Origin of the sequence: Streptomyces sp. NPDC091272, from assembly GCF_044757485.1 — a bacterium.
In the GTDB taxonomy this organism is placed as follows: domain Bacteria; phylum Actinomycetota; class Actinomycetes; order Streptomycetales; family Streptomycetaceae; genus Streptomyces.
In genome coordinates this window covers 84074-102493 of sequence record NZ_JBIVVC010000009.1, presented here as the reverse complement: position 1 = coordinate 102493, position 18420 = coordinate 84074, and the positions used below count along the sequence as shown (strand labels likewise).

Sequence of the window (18420 nt, the reverse complement as noted above, 5' to 3'; positions counted from 1 at the left end):
TTCGGACTGTTGTCGGGAACCGCTCAGACGGAGACGCTCTCGTGCTGCCTCATGGGCTCGGGGGCCACCATCAGGATGGTGCGGCGGGAGTTCGCGGTGACGGCGGGGAGCTCCTGGGCGTACTCCGGCAGGGCGGCCGTGCCGCGGGCCGCGGCGGAGTCCAGATGGGCGAGCGTGGTGCGCTGAGGGTTGGCCAGGTTGCGGATCGCCGGTGCCGACTGCTTTGCGGTCTTCGTCGTCTTCATGAGAGTGCTCGCGCCTTGTCGTGGGGGCGCCGGTCGGGCGCCGGTGGTCGGATTCGCAATCCCTGTAAAGCGCCAGGCTAAACATCCGCTTCCCGGCCAAAGCCTGGAATGTGCAGGGATCTTCGTGTGAGTTTGCTCACGAGTTGTTGGGCAAAAGCCATATCTCGGGCTGTTGATCTTGCGGGCAGAAACGGACATTGCATACCTGAAGGCACGATTCCGCTCCTGATCGCCTCGACTGGGGCACCCCCCACCCGTAAGCGACTCGTGGGGAATTGTCCACTTCGTGAGGGAAAGGAGTCTACGACTGGTGACCCGCCGGGCACAAAGCGTCACCCCGGGTGGGCCGCTCCCCTCGGGCCTTGTTGGAGATCCTGCACTGTGCTGGAATTCCCCGGACCGCGGTCACTCACGACCACCCAATGGGGATGATCCGGTACCCCACGACTCGACACCGTTGTGCCGCTCTGCGGCAGAACGCCTGGTCCAGAGGTTGCGACGCTAGTGCAGGGACGTTTCAAGAGGGATGGCACGGGCTCTCCCCCGGCCCACCAGGGCCGAGGGGAAGCTGCGGCGGAACACGAGCCGCACGGTGGGGCCGACCGCGGCTCGTCGCCCCAGCCCCCGCACGCCCAGGCTCCGCAGGGCCCCCAGGCCCCCCAGCGGCGCGGCTCGGCGCCCGCCGGCGGCGGAGCGGCCAGGTCGGGACCTGCCGGTGGCGGCGGCGCGTTCGGCGGCGGGGGCAACGCCTTCGGCGGCGGTCAGGAGACCCCCTCGTCCTCCGGCGGCTCCGGCGCGTCCAAGCAGAAGGCGTCCAGGACCCCGAAGCCGATCAGCGCGGGCACCCGAATATCCCTGCGCAACTGGAGCATCAGCACCCGCCTGGTCTCGCTGCTCGCCCTCCCCGTGGTCGCGGCGACCGCGCTCGGCGGACTCCGCATCACCGAGTCCCTCGACGACATGCAGCAGCTGGAGCACATGCAGCTGCTGACCAAGATGACCCGTCAGGCCACCGACCTCGCCGCCGCCCTGCAGAACGAGCGCGACAAGACGGCAGGCCCGCTGCACACCGGCACCGAGCGCTCCGACGCCACGATCAAGGCCGAGACCGACAAGACCGACCTCATGCGCGAGGCCTTCCTCACCGGCACGAGCGACGTCGACGCAGGTGACGAGTCCGACGCGGCACTGAACAACATCCGGGGCAGCCTGACCGACATCTCGGTCAAGCTGCAGAACCTGAAGCAGATCCGCGCGGAGGCCTTCAAGACGCAGGGCAACGCGGGCAACTCGCAGACCGTCAGCGAGTACAGCAACCTGATCACCTCGCTGCTGAGCCTCTCGCAGGACATGGCGCAGGCCACCTCCAGCCGCGAGATGATCCAGCGCACCCGCGCCCTGGCGGCGTTCTCGTCCGCCAAGGAGTACGCCTCGATCCAGCGCGCGATCATCGCCGGCGCGCTCCCCGCCAACCCGGACGACCCGGCCCAGAAGGCCTCGCTCCAGGAGAGCGACCGCCTCTTCGGCAAGACGGCCCTGGACAACGAGCGAAGCGCGCTCACCACCTTCACCCGTATCTACGGCGACACCAAGGCCAAAGAGCTGCTCGACGTGCTGGAGCACGGCAGCCCGGACGCCCAGCGCGCCGATACGTACGCCCGTGACGTGCTGACCAAGGAAAACGGCATCGCGCGCGTCCAGAAGCGGTCCTACATGGACTGGGGCGACCAGGCGAGCAACGAGATCCAGGCCATGAAGCGCATCGAGGCCACGCTGCTCAGCGAGATGGACCAGAAGGCGCGCGAGCTCCAGGCCGACTCCGAGCGCTCCACGGTCATCTCCGGTGCCGTCATCCTCCTGGTGCTCGGCGTCTCGCTGGTCGGCGCCTTCGTGGTGGCCCGCTCCATGATCCGCTCGCTGCGCCGGCTGCAGGACACCGCGACCCGGGTCGCCCAGGACCGGCTGCCCGAGCTCGTCAAGCAGCTCTCGGAGTCCGACCCGCAGGACGTCGACACCTCCGTCGAGTCCGTCGGTGTGCACAGCCGGGACGAGATCGGCCGAGTGGCCTCCGCCTTCGACGACGTGCACCGCGAGGCCGTCCGGCTCGCCGCCGAGCAGGCGCTGCTGCGGGGCAACGTCAACGCGATGTTCACCAACCTCTCGCGCCGTTCGCAGGGCCTCATCCAGCGTCAGCTCTCGCTCATCTCCGAACTGGAGTCCCGCGAGGCCGACCCGGACCAGCTGTCCTCGCTCTTCAAGCTCGACCACCTCGCGACCCGTATGCGCCGTAACGGCGAGAACCTTCTCGTCCTCGCCGGTGAGGAGCCCGGCCGCCGCTGGACGCGGCCCGTGCCGCTGGTCGACGTGCTGCGTGCCGCCGCGTCCGAGGTGGAGCAGTACGAGCGCATCGAGCTGTCGTCGGTGCCCTCCACCGAGGTCGCGGGACGCGTGGTCAACGACCTCGTGCACCTCCTCGCGGAGCTCCTGGAGAACGCGACGTCGTTCTCCTCGCCGCAGACCAAGGTGCGCGTCACCGGTCACGCGCTGCCCGACGGCCGCGTGCTCGTCGAGATCCACGACACCGGCATCGGCCTCTCCCCCGAGGACCTGTCCGCGATCAACGAGCGGCTCGCCGCTCCCCCGACCGTGGACGTCTCGGTGTCCCGCCGGATGGGTCTGTTCGTGGTCGGCCGGCTGTCCCTGCGGCACGGCATCCGCATCCAGCTCCGCCCGTCCGACTCCGGTGGTACGACCGCACTGGTCATGCTCCCCGTCGACGTCGCCCAGGGCGGCAAGAAGGTTCCCGGCAAGCCCGGTGCTGCCGGCGCGCCCGGTGGCCAGGGTGGTGCGCCGCAGATGCCCGCGGGCCCCGGTGCCCGTCCCGGCCTGCCCGCGGGTCCCGGAGCCGGCGGTGGCCCCGGCAGCCGTCCCTCCGCCCCGCAGGGCGGACCCGGTCTGCTCGGTTCCGAGCCGTCCCGGCGCCAGGTCGGGGCCGGTTCCGGTCCCCGGGCCGCGCTGCCCGGACGTACGCCGGGAGCGGGTCTCGCGGACCCGGCGCCGGCCGGCCCCCCGAAGCGCGGCGGTCTCGCCGGTGCCTTCGGCGGTGCGCGCGGCGGCCGTGAGGACGTACGGCAGAACGGCGGCCCCGAGCCGGAGCGCGGTGCTCCCTCCTCGCTGCCCAGGGCCGGCGGCCCCCGTGCGGAGCTGCCCGGCGGCAACCCGGCGGCCCCGCAGGACCCGTCGCAGGACGGCCGGCCGGGTACGAGCTGGGGCGCCCGGCAGAACCCCGCCGACGCGCCGCGCGGTCACGAGGAGACGGAGAGCCGTCAGGGCCCCGGCTCGACCGCCGAGTTCGAGCGCCCCGACTTCAACGGACCGCCGCCCGGCGTGGGCGCGCCGACCGGTCAGTACGAGCGTCCTGACGTACGGCAGACCCCCGCGGCCACCGGCCAGTTCGAGCGTGCCGACGTGCGCGGTCCGCAGGGCCGCGGACCGGGCCAGGGGCAGAGCCAGGGACCCGGCGCGACCGGGCAGTTCCCGCAGGCGGACGCCCGCGGTTACCAGGACCCGGCCGCCACGGGACAGTTCCCGCAGGCCGACGCCCACGGTTACCAGGACTCCAGCGCCACGGGTCAGTTCCCGCAGGCGGACGCCCGCGGCTACCAGGACCCGGCCGCCACCGGCCAGTTCCCGCAGGCCGAACCGGGCTCCACCACCGGCCAGTTCGAGCGCCCGGACGTACGGGGGCCGCAGGGCAACAGCACCTCCGGTCAGTTCGAACGCCCCGACGTGCGCGGTCCGCAGGGACTCGGCCAGGGCCAGGGCCGGACCGGGCAGTTCCCGCAGGCCGACACCCGTGGTTACCAGGACCCGGCCGCCACGGGGCAGTTCCCGCAGGCGCAGGCCCGCGGTTACCAGGACCCGGCCGCCACGGAGCGGTTCCCGCAGGCCGAACTGCCGTCCGCCGCCGAGCGGTTCACGCGCCCGGAGACACGGCGCCCGCAGGACGACGGGCAGCACAGGGCCGACCCGTACGACACCGGCGCACACCGCGCCGGATCGCCCGACGGCGGCGCGTACGACACCGGCTCCTACGACCGTTCCGGTTTCCGTCCCGCCGCGGCGCACCCCGCCGGCCCGCCGCAGGCACCTCTGGCCCCGCGTCCGCGCGGCCCCGAGGGCGATGCGGCAGGCCTGGGCGGCCGTGGCACCGACTTCGGAGCGCCTCGCCCCGTGGCGAGCCTGCCCGCGCAGCCTTCGCCGCAGCAGGCACCGCAGCAGCGCCAGGACCGGCCGCAGCACCAGCAGGCCGGGCCCCCGGCGGCTCCGCAGGCCCGGCAGCCGCACGACGCGCTGCCGCCCGCGGGCCCTGGGGACGGCCGCACGCCGCTCTTCGACACGCTGGAGTCGAACTGGTTCCACGGCGAGCAGCCCGGCGGGCAGGGTCCGCAGGGCCAGGCCGTCGGCGTGCCGCAGCAGCCCACCGCCGCCGCCCCCGAGCGGGAGGCCGCCGAGGCGAACTGGCGGCCCTCGCCGAACGACGAACTCGTCCGGCAGGCCGAGCGGGTGCGCAAGCCCGCCGCCGGCGGGGTCACCACCTCAGGACTTCCGCGCCGCGTCCCGAAGGCCAACCTGGTCCCGGGCACCGCGCAGGAACAGAACCACCAGAGTGGTCCGCAGGTCTCCCGTGCGCCCGATGACGTGCGCGGCCGGCTGACCAATCTTCGCCGGGGCATCCAGCAGGGCCGCCAGGCCGGTACCAACGGCACCACTGGCAGTTTCCGCACCGTTGACCCCACTCACCAGCAGGAGCGTTAGTTGAGTCCGATGAGCCAGGCGGCGCAGAATCTGAACTGGTTGATCACCAACTTCGTGGACAACACCCCCGGGGTGTCCCACACGGTGGTGGTCTCCGCCGACGGTCTCCTTCTGGCGATGTCCGAAGGCTTCCCCCGAGACCGTGCCGACCAGCTGGCGGCGGTGGCCTCCGGGCTGACCTCGCTGACGGCCGGCGCGTCCCGGATCTTCGAGGGCGGGCCGGTCGCGCAGACCGTGGTCGAGATGGAGAGAGGCTTCCTCTTCCTCATGTCGATCTCGGACGGGTCGTCGCTGGCCGTGCTGGCGCACCCCGACGCCGACATCGGCCTGGTCGGGTACGAGATGGCCCTGCTGGTCGACCGGGCGGGCACGGTGCTCACCCCCGACCTGCGCGCCGAGCTCCAGGGAAGCCTGCTCCATTAGGCGGCGCCGCGCCTAGTAACCCCGCAGCACCTCTTCAGGAAACGCCCCACAGCTTCACACCGTCCGGCCGTAAGTCCGATCCCCCACCGGCCCCGTCAGACGGCACGCCGACACCCTGCTGTCATGCCCGGAGGACCCATGACCCCGCCCCCCGCCTCTCACGATTCGTACGGCGGCGCGCATCTCGACGCGCCGTACGACGCATACGAGGGCGACCAGCCGCTGGTACGCCCTTACGCGATGACCGGCGGCCGGACCAGGCCGCGCTACCAGCTCGCCATCGAGGCGCTGGTCAGCACCACGGCCGACCCCGCACACCTGTCCACGCTGCTGCCCGAGCACCAGCGGATCTGCCACCTGTGCCGCGAGGTCAAGTCGGTGGCCGAGGTCTCGGCCCTGCTGTCGATGCCGCTCGGCGTCGCCCGCATCCTGGTGGCCGACCTGGCCGAGGCCGGGATGGTCGCCATCCACCAGCCGGGCGAGGGCGCGGACGCCGACGGAACGCCGGCCGTCACGCTGCTGGAAAGGGTGCTCAGTGGACTTCGCAAGCTCTGACGGCGCCACCGGCGCGACCGCCCGGTCCACCACCTCCGCGAAGATCGTGGTGGCCGGTGGTTTCGGCGTCGGCAAGACCACGTTCGTGGGGGCGGTCTCCGAGATCAACCCGCTGCGTACCGAGGCCGTCATGACCTCGGCGTCCGCGGGGATCGACGACCTCACCCACACCGGGGGCAAGACCACCACCACGGTGGCGATGGACTTCGGCCGCATCACGCTGGACCAGGACCTGATCCTGTACCTCTTCGGTACGCCGGGCCAGGACCGCTTCTGGTTCATGTGGGACGACCTGGTGCGCGGCGCCATCGGCGCCGTGGTCCTGGTGGACACCCGCCGGCTCGCCGACTGCTTCCCCGCGGTCGACTACTTCGAGAACAGCGGACTGCCCTTCGTGATCGCCCTCAACGGGTTCGACGGCCACCAGCCGTACACGCCCGACGAGGTGCGCGAGGCGCTGCAGATCGGGCCCGACACCCCGATCATCACGACCGACGCGCGCCACCGTGCGGACGCGAAGAGCGGCCTGATCACGCTGGTCGAACACGCGCTGATGGCCCGGCTGAAGTAGTCCGGCCGGGGTAGGACACAAGTGGGGCTCCATATACGGAAGTTGTCGTAGCCGGGCCGGGGCGGGCTGTGGCGTACGACACTCTTCGGCCCTGGTCCGCGGTGGAGTTCATAACGTTTCGAATGAGAATTGCAGGAGCAAGGCAACCCGGCGCGTTCGCTCGGTGTCGCTGCGCTCATACGGGCCCCGTCTTTTGACGGGGCTCGTTCTTTATGCCCGTTTTATCTGAGGGATGGGCCACTGGGAACCCGACGCCCCGGCTGTTTGGTCCACAACCGTCGGCCGTGCTGGAATTCGGCGAAACTCCTGAGTAAGTACGAGCAGTCCGAGCAGGTGGCACGAGTATGGCGAGCGGCCGGCCCGCGCAACGGGTGCCGGCGGTCGCGCAGTGAAGTACGGCCCGGAACGAAACACGGCACAGCGTAGGTGCCGACGCCGAGAGGTTGTTGGTCGAGTGAGGCGAAGCAAGAAGAGCTCCGCAGAGCAGCAGACGCGGGGCAACTTCACCCCGCCGTCGCGTGCTGCGGCGCCGGGTGCCGCCGAGGTTCCGGAAGCCGCTCCGCAGAGCGGCAGTTCCAGCAGGATGTCACCGCGCAACTGGCGGGTGGCCACCCGGCTGAACGCGATCCTCCTCATACCCGCCCTGGTCGCCCTGGTCATGGGTGGCTTCCAGGTGAATGGCTCCGTCAACAACTGGCGGCAGGCGCAGGACGCGGAGAAGACCGCGCTCATCGTGCGCGCCGCCGCCGAGTACGGCCACGCGCTGCTCAACGAGCGCGACCTGACCGCCGCCCCGCTGCTCGCGAACAAGAACCGCGAGGGCAAGGACGTCACCGCGGCGAAGGCCGTCACCGACGCCGCGAAGCAGAAGTTCGACACGGCGGTCAAGGCGGCGCCCGACAACCAGGGCCTGCGCAACCGACTGAACCGCATCAAGCAGGCCGAGCCGCTGCTCCCCGCGTTGCGCGAGACCGCCTACACCGCGGCCGTCGAGAGCAAGAACCCGGTCGCCACCGAAGAGGGGTACCGCGACGTCCAGCACTTCCTGATGGAAGTGTCGAACGAACTGAGCCTGGGCTCCGGCAACATCACCTCGTACGGCAGGACCGTGTACGCGGTCGAGCTGGCGAAGGCCGCCGAGTCCCTGCAGCGCGCCATCGGCATGCACCTGCTGATCCGGCCGAGCGGCAACGGCGAGGGCGCGATCTACGACGGCCAGGTCAAGGCGTTCTGCTCGTACAACTACCTGGAGACGATCGCCCTCGGCGAGTACGCGTCGGGCGGCACCCAGCACGACGTGGACCGGCTCCGCGAGGTCATGCAGGGCAAGGCCAAGGACGGCGCCGAGAAGCTCGCGGCGGCCCAGGCCGCCGCGCGCGCCGCGGGCAAGCCCTTCCCGACGCCGCCGGCCAAGAACGGTTCGATGCTCGACGGCATGGCCGCCGAGATCTGCAAGGGTCAGTCGACCCGCGCGCTCGCCGCCAAGGGGATCGTCCCGGAGACCTGGATGGCCGCGTCGACGGCCAAGTTCGACGGTTACTCGCAGATCGAGAACGAGCTCGTCGACAAGGCCGTGACGGACGCGGCGGCCATCTCCGAGAGCTCGCGCAACGACGCGATCATCAACGGTGCGATCGTCGTGGTCGCCCTGCTCGCCGCCTTCATCCTGGCCGGCACGGTCGCCCGCCAGATGAGCCGCTCGATGAAGCGTCTGCGCACCGCCGCCTTCTCCATCGCCGAGCAGCGGCTGCCGATGCTCGTCGACCAGCTCTCCCGTACCGAGCCCGGCCGGGTCGACACCCGGGTGCAGCCCATCCCGATCACCTCGCACGACGAGATCGGCGAAGTGGCCCGCGCCTTCGACCAGGTGCACCGCGAGGCCGTCCGGCTCGCTGCCGAGCAGGCCATGCTGCGGGGCAACGTCAACGCGATCTTCACCAACCTCTCCCGCCGCAACCAGTCGCTGATCGAGGGCCAGCTGACCCTCATCACCGACCTGGAGAACAACGAGGCCGACCCGGACCAGCTGGAGAGCCTGTTCCGGCTCGACCACCTGGCCACCCGTATGCGCCGCAACGGCGAGAACCTCCTGGTCCTCGCGGGCGAGGAGCCCGGCCGCCGCTGGAACCAGCCGGTTCCGCTGGTCGACGTGTTGCGCGCCGCCTCCTCCGAGGTGGAGAACTACGAGCGCATCGAGCTGACCGGCGTCCCCGAGTCGGAGATCCACGGCCAGGCCGTGACCGACCTCGTGCACCTGCTCGCCGAGCTCCTGGAGAACGCGACGACGTTCTCCTCGCCGCAGACCAAGGTCCGCGTCACCGCGACCCGGCTGCCGGACGGCCGCGTGATGGTCGAGATCCACGACAAGGGCATCGGTCTCACCGCGGAGGACTTCGCGGACATCAACCACAAGCTGGCCAATCCGCCGACGGTGGACGCCGCCGTCTCGCAGCGGATGGGGCTGTTCGTGGTCGGCCGGCTCGCCGACCGGCACGGCATCCGGGTCCAGCTCCGTCCCTCGGGCGAGCAGGCCGGTACGACGTCGCTGGTCATGCTGCCGGACGCGATCACCCACGGTGGCGGTGGCGAGAACCAGCCGCAGGGCGACTTCACCGTCTCCTCGATCATGGCCGACCAGCAGTCCGCTCCCGAGCAGCCCGCCTTCGAGGCCGCCCCGATGCGCACCGCGGCCGAACTCGGCTTCGACGACTCGCAGTACGACCGGCAGCACGGCCGGCCGGACGGGCCCGGTAACGGCCCCGCCAGGACACCGCTCGATCCGGTGAACCGCTCGTTGCAGCGCGAGGAGCGCAGGGCGGCCCTGGAGGGCCGGCCCGGACAGGGCGAGGACCGCCCGCTGTTCCGCGACGAGGTGCCGCAGCAGCGGGGCGGTTACGAGGAGCAGCGGTACGAGGAGCCCGGCCAGGGCCCCGGCTACCCGGACCCCTCCTACCAGGACCCCTCCTTCCAGGCTGCCCCGTACGGCGACGGTGACCAGCAGCAGCCCTCGTACGGCCAGAACGGCTACCCGGCGGCGCCCGGCACGTCCTCCGGCGGCTTCGACGGCTTCGGTCCGCGGGACTCCTTCGGCTCGACCGAGCGGTACACCGGACAGCCGCAGCAGGGCTATACGGAATCCGAGTACCAGTCCTACGCTGAGGCTCCTCAGCAGCCTCAGCAGGCCAACTGGCAGGATCAGAACGGTTTCCAGACCGCCTACGACCCCGCCTTCCCGGCGCAAGCGGAATCCGGCCAGACGGCCCCCGACGCTCCCACGGCAGGTCAGGACCCCGTAGGCTTCGACCGCCCGGGATCCACTCCTCCCGCGCCGCGCGCCGGTCACGCCATGACCGACGCCGGCCTTCCGCGCCGTGGCAGCCAGTCCGGTCCGGAGAGCATGCTCAGCCGGCACAGCAGGTCCGCAGGCGGCGCCGAGCAGCAGGAGCAGGCGCCCCGGGCGGAGCAGCCGCAGGCACCGCGGTCCCAGGCCCCGCAGGCACCGCAGTCCTTCCAGGCGCCGGGACCTTCGCAGGCGGAGGTCTCCCCGCAGGGGGCCGCCGGTGCGGGCGAGGCCGCGGACGACAGCTGGCGCACGTCGAACGACGAGCGCTGGCAGCGGGCCGAGAAGCTCAAGGACCCGAAGGCGGGCGGGGTCACCCCCTCCGGCCTCCCCAAGCGGGTGCCCAAGGCCAACCTGGTCGAGGGCGCCGCCGAGCAGACCCCGCAGGGCGGCCCCCAGGTCTCCCGCGCCCCCGAGGACGTCAGGGGCAGGTTGAGCAACCTGCGCCGCGGTGTCCAGCGGGGACGCAGCGCGGGGACCGACCAGGACCAAGCGGCCACTTACGATCAGCACAGTGGACCGGGTAGTACCTACAACCAGGAGCGTTAGTGTGAGCCCGATGAGCCAGGCGGCGCAGAATCTGAACTGGTTGATCACCAATTTCGTGGACAACACCCCCGGGGTGTCGCACACGGTGGTGGTCTCCGCCGACGGACTCCTGCTGGCGATGTCCGAAGGTTTCCCGCGTGACCGTGCCGATCAACTGGCGGCCGTGGCCTCCGGTCTGACGTCGCTGACGGCAGGTGCCTCCCGGATCTTCGAGGGCGGCGCCGTCAACCAGACCGTGGTGGAGATGGAGCGTGGATTCCTTTTCATCATGTCCATCTCCGACGGATCTTCGCTCGCGGTGCTCGCGCACCCCGACGCCGACATCGGCCTCGTAGGCTACGAGATGGCGCTCCTCGTGGACCGGGCCGGCACGGTGCTGACCCCGGACCTGCGGGCCGAGCTCCAGGGGAGTCTGCTCAACTGAGCATCGCTTGGACAACTGCCCGAAGTCGAACAGGCAGACACAAGTGTTCTCAACTAGCAGACACCCCGTGCGTGTTGGTGTCCCCGGGCTTTAGGGTTCGGGGACGTGGCTCCACAAGTGCATGGCGCCCGCAGTGCAGTCGGAGGAGGAGAACGTGGCAACGCCCCCAAACGGTTCGTCGGCCGACTGGCCCTATGGCCGCGGCCCGGGACAGGGTCAGGGTGGCTCCGGCGACCCCTCGCAGAACCGCTTCAACTTCCCCTCCACACCGAGCCGTTCCTCGCACGAGGGCCGTCCGTACCAGCAGCAGCCGCCCCCTCAGCAGCCGCAGCGTGCGCAGCAGGGTCCGCACCGGGCGCAGCCCGGCATCCAGCCGGTGCAGCCGCGCCACACGGGTCGCGCGGGCTCCCCGTCGTCCTCCTCCCCCGGCGGCGGCACCCACAACCCCCTGGTGCGTCCGTACGCCATGACGGGCGGCCGTACCAGGCCCCGCTACCAGCTCGCCATCGAGGCGCTGGTCAGCACCACGGCGGACCCGAGCAGGCTGCAAGGGCAGTTGCCCGAGCACCAGCGGATCTGCCACCTGTGCCGTGAGATCAAGTCCGTGGCCGAGATCTCGGCACTGCTCTCCATCCCCCTCGGCGTTGCCCGGATCCTCGTCGCCGACCTGGCAGAGGCCGGACTCGTCGCCATTCACCAGCCCGGCGGCGACGAAGCCGCGGGCGGTCAGCCAGACGTGACACTGCTCGAAAGGGTGCTCAGTGGACTTCGCAAGCTCTAGCAGCGGAGCAGCCCGCTCCACAACCTCCGCGAAGATCGTGGTGGCGGGCGGCTTCGGCGTCGGCAAGACGACGTTCGTCGGAGCCGTGTCGGAGATCAACCCGCTGCGCACCGAGGCCGTCATGACGTCCGCGTCGGCGGGCATCGACGACCTCACCCACACCGGTGACAAGACGACCACCACGGTCGCCATGGACTTCGGCCGCATCACGCTGGACCAGGACCTGATCCTGTACCTCTTCGGTACGCCGGGCCAGGACCGCTTCTGGTTCATGTGGGACGACCTGGTACGGGGTGCCATCGGCGCCGTCGTGCTGGTGGACACCCGCCGGCTCGCCGACTGCTTCCCCGCGGTCGACTACTTCGAGAACAGCGGACTGCCCTTCGTGATCGCCCTCAACGGGTTCGACGGCCACCAGCCGTACAACCCGGAGGAGGTCCGGGAGGCCCTCCAGATCGGGCCCGACACCCCGATCATCACCACCGACGCACGGCACCGGGCGGACGCGAAGAGCGCGCTGATCACTTTGGTGGAGCATGCCTTGATGGCGCGCCTGCGGTAGTACGTCCGTACGGGGTGCGCGGAAAGGGCCCGTCCTGCTGAGGATTCCTCAGCAGGACGGGCCCTTTTGCGTGAGCAGAGGGGTGGCGCGGGTGGTGATTCGTGCGGGTGCGTCGTGGCTGGTCGCGCAGTTCCCCGCGCCCCTGTGGGGCGCCCCTGTCGGCGCCGTGGGTCAGCCTTGCCAGCTGTGGGGGGCGCGGAAGCCGGGGGTGCGTTCCAGGCGGCGCCAGCCGGCGGAGGTGCGGGCGTGCGGGGCAGAGACCTCGGCCGGCCGCGCGGCGGCGCGCGCCAGCAGGATCGCGGTGATCGCGGCGAGCTCCTCGGGGGCCGCCTCGCCCTTCTCCACGCGCAGCAGGTTCTTCGTGGCAGCCGTGTCGGCGGGGGTGCTCATCGGTTTCGTCGTCTCCGTCTCGTCGTCGTGCACAGAAGTCTCGGGGGTCACAGGGCCTACTGGGGCGGGTTGCCGTGCTTGCGCGAGGGCAGGTTCGCGTGCTTGTTGCGCAGCATCGCAAGCGACGCAATGAGGACCGCGCGCGTCTCCGCCGGATCGATGACGTCGTCGACCAGTCCGCGCTCGGCCGCGTAGTACGGGTGCATCAGCTCGGCCTTGTACTCCTTGACCATGCGCGCGCGCATCGCCTCGGGGTCGGCGGCCTCCGCGATCTGCTTGCGGAAGATCACGTTGGCCGCGCCCTCGGCGCCCATCACCGCGATCTCGTTCGTCGGCCAGGCATAGGTGAGGTCCGCACCGATGGACTGGGAATCCATGACGATGTACGCACCTCCGTACGCCTTGCGCAGGATCAGGGAGATCCGCGGCACGGTGGCGTTGCAGTACGCGTACAGCAGCTTCGCGCCGTGCCGGATGATCCCGCCGTGCTCCTGGTCGACGCCGGGCAGGAAGCCCGGGACGTCGAGGAGCGTCACGATAGGGATGTTGAAAGCATCGCACATCTGGACGAACCGGGCAGCTTTTTCGCTTGCCTCGATGTCCAGGACACCGGCCAGGGACTGCGGCTGGTTGGCGACGATGCCCACGACCTGGCCGTCCAGACGGGCCAGGGCGCAGAGGATGTTGGTGGCCCAGCGCTCGTGGACCTCCAGGTAGTCACCGTCGTCGACGAGCTCCTCGATGACCTTGCGCATGTCGTACGGGCGGTTGCCGTCGGCCGGGACGAGGTCCAGCAGGACGTCGCCGCGACGGTCCGCGGGGTCCTCGGAGACGACCGTCGGCGGGTTCTCGCGGTTGTTGGAGGGCAGCATCGAGATCAGGTACCTGACCTCGGCGATGCAGGTCTCCTCGTCGTCGTACGCGAAGTGCGCGACGCCCGAGGTCTCGGCGTGCACGTCGGCGCCGCCCAGACCGTTCTGGGTGATCTCCTCGCCGGTCACCGCGCGGACCACGTCGGGTCCCGTGATGAACATCTGCGAGGTCTCGCGGACCATGAAGACGAAGTCGGTGAGGGCGGGGCTGTAGGCCGCGCCACCCGCGCACGGGCCGAGCATCACGCTGATCTGCGGGATGACGCCGGAGGCCCGGGTGTTGCGCTGGAAGATGCCGCCGTAGCCGGCGAGCGCGGAGACGCCCTCCTGGATACGGGCGCCGGCGCCGTCGTTCAGCGAGACCAGCGGCGCGCCGGCCGAGATGGCCATGTCCATGATCTTGTGGATCTTCGTGGCGTGCGCCTCGCCGAGTGCGCCGCCGAAGATCCGGAAGTCGTGCGCGTAGACGAAGACCGTGCGGCCCTCGACCGTGCCCCAGCCGGTGATGACACCGTCGGTGTACGGCTTCTTGTTCTCCAGGCCGAATCCGGTCGCCCGGTGCCGCCGCAGCTGTTCGACCTCCTTGAAGGAGTCCGGGTCGAGCAGCAGCTCGATGCGCTCGCGGGCGGTGAGCTTGCCCTTGGCGTGCTGCGCCTCGGTCGCCCGGTCGCTCGGGCCGCGGCGGGCCTGCTCGCGCAGCGCGTGCAGCTCGGCCACCCGGCCGCGGGAGTCGGTGGGCTCGCCCGGAGTATCCAAAACGGTCATGTGTCGACCCTACGAAGAACGACAAGAAAACGGTCCGTCGACTCTGCACAGTCTCCGGACCGGATCCCTGTTGAGGCCGGACAGAACCATGCCCGGGAAGGGAGTGAATCCCCGTCCGGGGGCGGAGCTTTTTGTAAAGAGGTCACAAAGGGCCTCACTGCGGCGCGCTGCACACCCCGGTCAGCCAGGGCGGCTCGGTCTCCTCCTCCTCGCGCTGCTGCACCCGCTGGAGCGACTTCAGCAGCGGCAGCGGATCGGACGTCGGGTCCGCCAGCTGGAGCAGGGTCGCCTCGTAGAAGGCGTCCCTGACCGTCGCGGGCATCAGGTCCGACGCGTCCAGGCACAGGCGCTGCCCGCCCACGAGGTTCTTCTCGATGAACGTGTCCGCCGCGTCGGAGGCCACCCGCACCTTCGAGTTCGCGGAGAACACCTTGGCGTCCCTCGCCCAGCTCCGCTGACCTTCCTCGGAGGCCAGGTGCCGGAGCAGACGGCGGGCGCCGGGGGTGTCGTTGAAGAGGACGGCGAAGTCGCCGGAGACCTCGCGGCCACGCGCCTGCGCCTGGCTCCGGCCCCAGGGGGAGCCGGGCAGTACACGCTCCGAGCCGACGACCGCGACGTCGTCGCGGTGCTCGTCGCCGTAGAAGGCCGTACGGGCGAAGGAGCCCTGGTGTTCGAGCGAGCAGCCGGGCAGGGAGAACAGCAGACCGCCGCTGTGCGGCTCGCCGCGGTGGTCGGTGAGCAGGGCCCGCTCGGCGGCTCCGCCGGCGGGGGCCTGGTCCGGGACCTCGCCGGGGTCCGCGCCCCGGGCCCTGTCCGATTCCCTGTCCGATTCCCTGTCCGGGGCCTCGCCCGTGCCCGTCCTCCCGGGTTTTTCCCGCACGTCCTGGGCCATCAGTGCGGACCAGGTCTGCCAGGCCTTCAGGACGCGGAGGTCGGTCCACGGGACCAGGGTCCGGCCGGCCGGGTCCCGGCTGCCGGTCGCCCACTGGGTGTAGACCTCGGTGCCGTACATCTGGAGCATGAGGTCCTCGATCCAGTCGCTGCCCGGCCAGCCGGACGCGCCGTCGTCCCCCATGCCCATGCACCAGGCCGGGAGGGGGGCGGGCGAGGTCGGCGCCGGTTCGCCCTTGCGGTACCAGACGAGGCTCTTGAGGTCGGCCTTCAGCGGGACCCAGAAGACCTGGCCGGGCAGGTCGGGCAGTCTCGGCTGCCAGGGGGCGCCGTACTGCTCCGGGTCGTAGAGCGGTGGGTCGATGCTCCCCAGGTCCCGCAGGTGCTTGCCGCGGGCGTACTCGGCGAGCTCACCCACTCCCGGCAGGACCGCGACGTCGGGCGGGGAGCCGGACTGGACCTGGGAGAGGAGCACCTCCCGCTGGGCCGCGGTGCCCTCGTAGGAGTAGGGGACGCCCGAGCCGTCGAGCAGTGCGCGGAAGGCGTCGCCCTGGGCTCCGGTCCACGGGCCCAGCACCGTCACCGCCTGCGGCCGGTCGGGCCCGGGTGCGGCCAGGCCGCAGCCCGCGAGCAGCACGGTCAGGGCGAGGATCACCGGCCGCAGGGCGCGCGCCGGGCCCCGGGTCGCGGGGCGGCCCTTCGCCCGCGGCAGGGCGCGTGCCGGGGCCGGGGTCGCGGGGCGGCCTTCCGCTCGCGGCAGGGCGCGTGCCGTCATCCGGGTCATGGGGCGACCTTCCAGTAGTCCAGCCACAGCCGGCGGCCGAGGCCGCAGAGGGGCAGGGCGACCATGGCGAGGCCGGCCGCTCCGACGCCCCATACGTACGGGGCGCGCCGGTAGGCGTCGGCCAGCCCCCCGTCGATCTCGCGGACGGATTCCTTGACGTCCAACTGGGCCAGGTCCGGGTCGGCCAGGGCTCCCGCCCGCCCCGGGGCCGCCCGGGACTCCAGGGTGTTGAGCCGCTCGCGCGCGCCGTCGAGTGCCCGCTGGGTGCTGGACGTCCAGAGCGGCGGCAGCACGGCGAGGAGCAGCACCAGCAGCAGGCCGCCCGCGAGTGACCGGCTGAATCTGCGTCCGCAGCGTCTACGCAGCACGGCCCACGCCGAGACGAGCGTCACCCCGGTGCCCAGCAGAGCCGCCTCCGCCACGCCTGCGACCACGTGCTGTGCCGGATCCGTGCCGGTGTCCCTGGCCACCTGCGCGAGTTGCAGGCGCTGGAGGGCGGTCAGCCGGTCGACGATGCCGGTCTCACCCCTGGTCAGGATCGTCCTGCCCTCGGTCATCTTCTGTCTGCGGGTCAGCGAGAGGTCGTCGTAGCCCCAGATCCCCTGCCCCATCGATTCGGTGTACCTGCCGAGCAGGCCGCGCAGGGTGCCCAGCGTCCGCTCGCCCTCCTTGCCCGCGATCTGTCCCGCCGCGAGCTGTGACAGGCCCTCCTCCGCGGCGAACCGCTGGGTGGGGTAGTTCTCGTTGGCCTCCAGGGCCCCGCCCAGCTGGGCCTTCTCCGCGTACGTCTGGGCCCGTGTCAGCGCGAGTCTGACGGCGACCACCTCGCGGACCGCGGGCGCGGAGACCTCGCGCAGCCGTGGGACCTCGCGGTGCACGTCGGCGTACGAGACCAGCAGGAGCGTCACGGCCAGCGCGCCGAGCAGCCCGGCCGCCACCATGTGGAGTTCGAGGAGACGGCGGGTCCGCGAGTTGCCGCGGCCGCGCCATCTGCGGGGCACCACTCTCACGCGGGACCCCCCTGCTCCGTGCCGCAGTACACGCAGAACGTCGCGGCGGCCCGGACCGGCCTGCCGCAGCCGGGGCGCACACAGGGCGCGGCCGGGCCGGACGTCGGGCCGGCCGGGGGCGGCGTCCCCGGGCCGGTGAGCGCGGACAGCAGGAGGTGGGTGAGCGGGACGGGGCGGGCCGCTTCGCCGTCGCCGGTCGCAGCTCCGGCGCGAAGCTGGAGTTGCGCGTCCCTGATGTGGGCGAGCCGGCTGCGGTCGCCGAGTCTGCCGGCGAGGCCGGACGCGTTCTTCAGGTGCCGGTCGGCCGAGCCTTCCCGCCCTGCCGCGAGGGCGTCCAGCCCCCTCTTGAACTCCTCCACCATGCGGGAGTACTGGACGTGCCGGCTCTCCTCGCCGCCGTACGGCACCGGGGAACGCGCCGGGGCGGGGTCGGCCCGCACGGCCGCCGTCCACCGGACGAGTACGGCCGCGTCCGCCCCCGGCACCGACACCATCGCCAACTGGATCTCCTCGTGGTGCAGATCGCTGCCCGCCTGCGCGCTCAGCGTCAGCAGGTAGTGCCGTTCCTCGGTCGCCCAGGCGTAGGTGCGGAACAGCAGGCGGCCGGGGGCCGGGCCGGTACCGGGCGGCTGCCCCGCCGGCTCCCCCGCCTCCCCCGGCCCCGCCGGGTACGGCGTGAGAGGCCGGCGGGACGGGAACGTCTCCTCCAGGGACAGCAGGCGTACGCCCCTTCGAGGGGTCACCCACACCGGGAGCTCGGGGTCGCGGAGCGCGCCCAGCCGGCCGACCACCGCGGCGACCGCCTCGGCCACCCGGCCCGAGACCGGTGCGGCGGTGCCGTGCAGCCGGCGGGCGATCCGGGCCAGTACCTCCGCCTCCCAGTCGGCCCCCACGCCCAGTACGTCGCAGGTGAACCTCCCCTCGCAGGCGTCCAGTTCGGCATCGAGTCCGTCCACCCCCGTGCCCGCCCCGTCGGTGATCATCACCAGTCGTACGATGCGGCGCGGATGCTCCCGCGCCATCGTCCGCGCCCTTTCCAGCCAGGTCAGGCAGCCACCGCGCGCGGCGGCGGTGAGCGGCAGCAGGCGGGTGGCCACGAACACGGCCTGCTTGCGCCGTGCCTCGTCGGCCACGGCCCAGCCGCCCGTGTCGGGGTGCGCGGTGACGGAATCGCCGCCCAGCACGGCGAAGGAGGCTCCCTCGGGCAGCGCGCGCACGGCTGCGGCGACCGCCTCGCGGGTCTCCTCGACCCGCCCCGGCGCGAAGTCCACCGCGATGATCACACCCAACTCGTCGGGCGGCGGGGCCTGTTCGGCCGCCCCGGCCCCGACACGGACGACGGCGGTGACGGTCTGCGGCCCGGCGCCGGGCCAGTGGTCACCCGGACCTTCGACGGTCAGCCGGTGGCGCGGCCCGGCGGCAGGGGCGGTTCCCATCCGA

14 protein-coding genes are annotated in these 18420 nt (G+C 71.8%); 8 read left to right on the top strand and 6 right to left on the bottom strand.

Going from position 1 to position 18420, the window contains the following annotated elements; translation table 11 throughout:
- Positions 1 to 23 precede the first annotated feature (23 nt).
- Positions 24 to 245, bottom strand: a complete 222-nt coding sequence (locus ACIQM4_RS24240) for a hypothetical protein (RefSeq protein ID WP_401595256.1) — start codon at positions 243 to 245, stop codon at positions 24 to 26.
- Positions 246 to 749: 504 nt separating this feature from the next.
- Between ACIQM4_RS24240 and ACIQM4_RS24235 the strand changes: the two genes are divergently transcribed.
- The 8 genes from ACIQM4_RS24235 (at position 750) to ACIQM4_RS24200 (ending at position 12268) form a co-directional block, all read left to right on the top strand.
- Positions 750 to 5063 carry a nitrate- and nitrite sensing domain-containing protein gene (locus ACIQM4_RS24235; RefSeq protein ID WP_401595254.1) on the top strand — a complete coding sequence of 1438 codons (4314 nt, stop codon included), beginning with the start codon at positions 750 to 752 and terminating at the stop codon, positions 5061 to 5063.
- Between the two features lie 9 nt (positions 5064 to 5072).
- The gene (locus ACIQM4_RS24230; RefSeq protein WP_185034582.1) at positions 5073 to 5486 is read left to right on the top strand and encodes a roadblock/LC7 domain-containing protein; all 414 of its coding nucleotides are present in this window, start codon (positions 5073 to 5075) and stop codon (positions 5484 to 5486) included.
- A gap of 138 nt (positions 5487 to 5624) precedes the next feature.
- A complete protein-coding gene (locus tag ACIQM4_RS24225) occupies positions 5625 to 6041 on the top strand; it encodes a DUF742 domain-containing protein (RefSeq protein WP_401595665.1) in 417 nt (138 codons plus the stop codon).
- The gene (locus tag ACIQM4_RS24220) at positions 6022 to 6612 is read left to right on the top strand and encodes a GTP-binding protein (protein ID WP_401595251.1); all 591 of its coding nucleotides are present in this window, start codon (positions 6022 to 6024) and stop codon (positions 6610 to 6612) included. The genes ACIQM4_RS24225 and ACIQM4_RS24220 overlap by 20 nt, the downstream gene beginning before the upstream one ends.
- Before the next feature lie 454 nt (positions 6613 to 7066).
- The gene (locus ACIQM4_RS24215) at positions 7067 to 10501 is read left to right on the top strand and encodes a nitrate- and nitrite sensing domain-containing protein (protein WP_401595249.1); all 3435 of its coding nucleotides are present in this window, start codon (positions 7067 to 7069) and stop codon (positions 10499 to 10501) included.
- 10 nt (positions 10502 to 10511) lie between these two features.
- Positions 10512 to 10925, top strand: a complete 414-nt coding sequence (locus ACIQM4_RS24210; RefSeq protein ID WP_030980891.1) for a roadblock/LC7 domain-containing protein — start codon at positions 10512 to 10514, stop codon at positions 10923 to 10925.
- 154 nt (positions 10926 to 11079) lie between these two features.
- A complete protein-coding gene (locus ACIQM4_RS24205) occupies positions 11080 to 11706 on the top strand; it encodes a DUF742 domain-containing protein (protein WP_401595247.1) in 627 nt (208 codons plus the stop codon).
- A complete protein-coding gene (locus ACIQM4_RS24200) occupies positions 11687 to 12268 on the top strand; it encodes an ATP/GTP-binding protein (protein WP_185034326.1) in 582 nt (193 codons plus the stop codon). The genes ACIQM4_RS24205 and ACIQM4_RS24200 overlap by 20 nt, the downstream gene beginning before the upstream one ends.
- A 171-nt stretch (positions 12269 to 12439) precedes the next feature.
- Here the strand turns inward: ACIQM4_RS24200 and ACIQM4_RS24195 are convergent, their stop codons facing one another.
- The 5 genes from ACIQM4_RS24195 to ACIQM4_RS24175 all read right to left on the bottom strand — a co-directional run bounded on the left by ACIQM4_RS24195 (position 12440) and on the right by ACIQM4_RS24175 (position 18416).
- On the bottom strand, positions 12440 to 12658 hold the full coding sequence (locus ACIQM4_RS24195) for an acyl-CoA carboxylase subunit epsilon (protein WP_401595663.1): 219 nt from the start codon (positions 12656 to 12658) through the stop codon (positions 12440 to 12442).
- A gap of 56 nt (positions 12659 to 12714) precedes the next feature.
- Positions 12715 to 14295 carry an acyl-CoA carboxylase subunit beta gene (locus ACIQM4_RS24190; RefSeq protein ID WP_401595244.1) on the bottom strand — a complete coding sequence of 527 codons (1581 nt, stop codon included), beginning with the start codon at positions 14293 to 14295 and terminating at the stop codon, positions 12715 to 12717.
- A 154-nt stretch (positions 14296 to 14449) separates the two neighbouring features.
- Entirely contained in the window at positions 14450 to 15970 is a 1521-nt protein-coding gene (locus ACIQM4_RS24185; RefSeq protein WP_401595241.1) for an extracellular solute-binding protein, read from the bottom strand.
- A complete protein-coding gene (locus tag ACIQM4_RS24180; protein WP_401595238.1) occupies positions 15967 to 16980 on the bottom strand; it encodes a hypothetical protein in 1014 nt (337 codons plus the stop codon). The genes ACIQM4_RS24185 and ACIQM4_RS24180 overlap by 4 nt, the downstream gene beginning before the upstream one ends.
- Positions 16977 to 18416 (bottom strand): hypothetical protein, encoded by a 1440-nt coding sequence (locus ACIQM4_RS24175; protein ID WP_401595236.1) that lies wholly within the window; start codon positions 18414 to 18416, stop codon positions 16977 to 16979. Before ACIQM4_RS24175 ends, ACIQM4_RS24180 begins: the two co-directional genes overlap by 4 nt.
- Between the last annotated feature and the right edge of the window lie 4 nt (positions 18417 to 18420).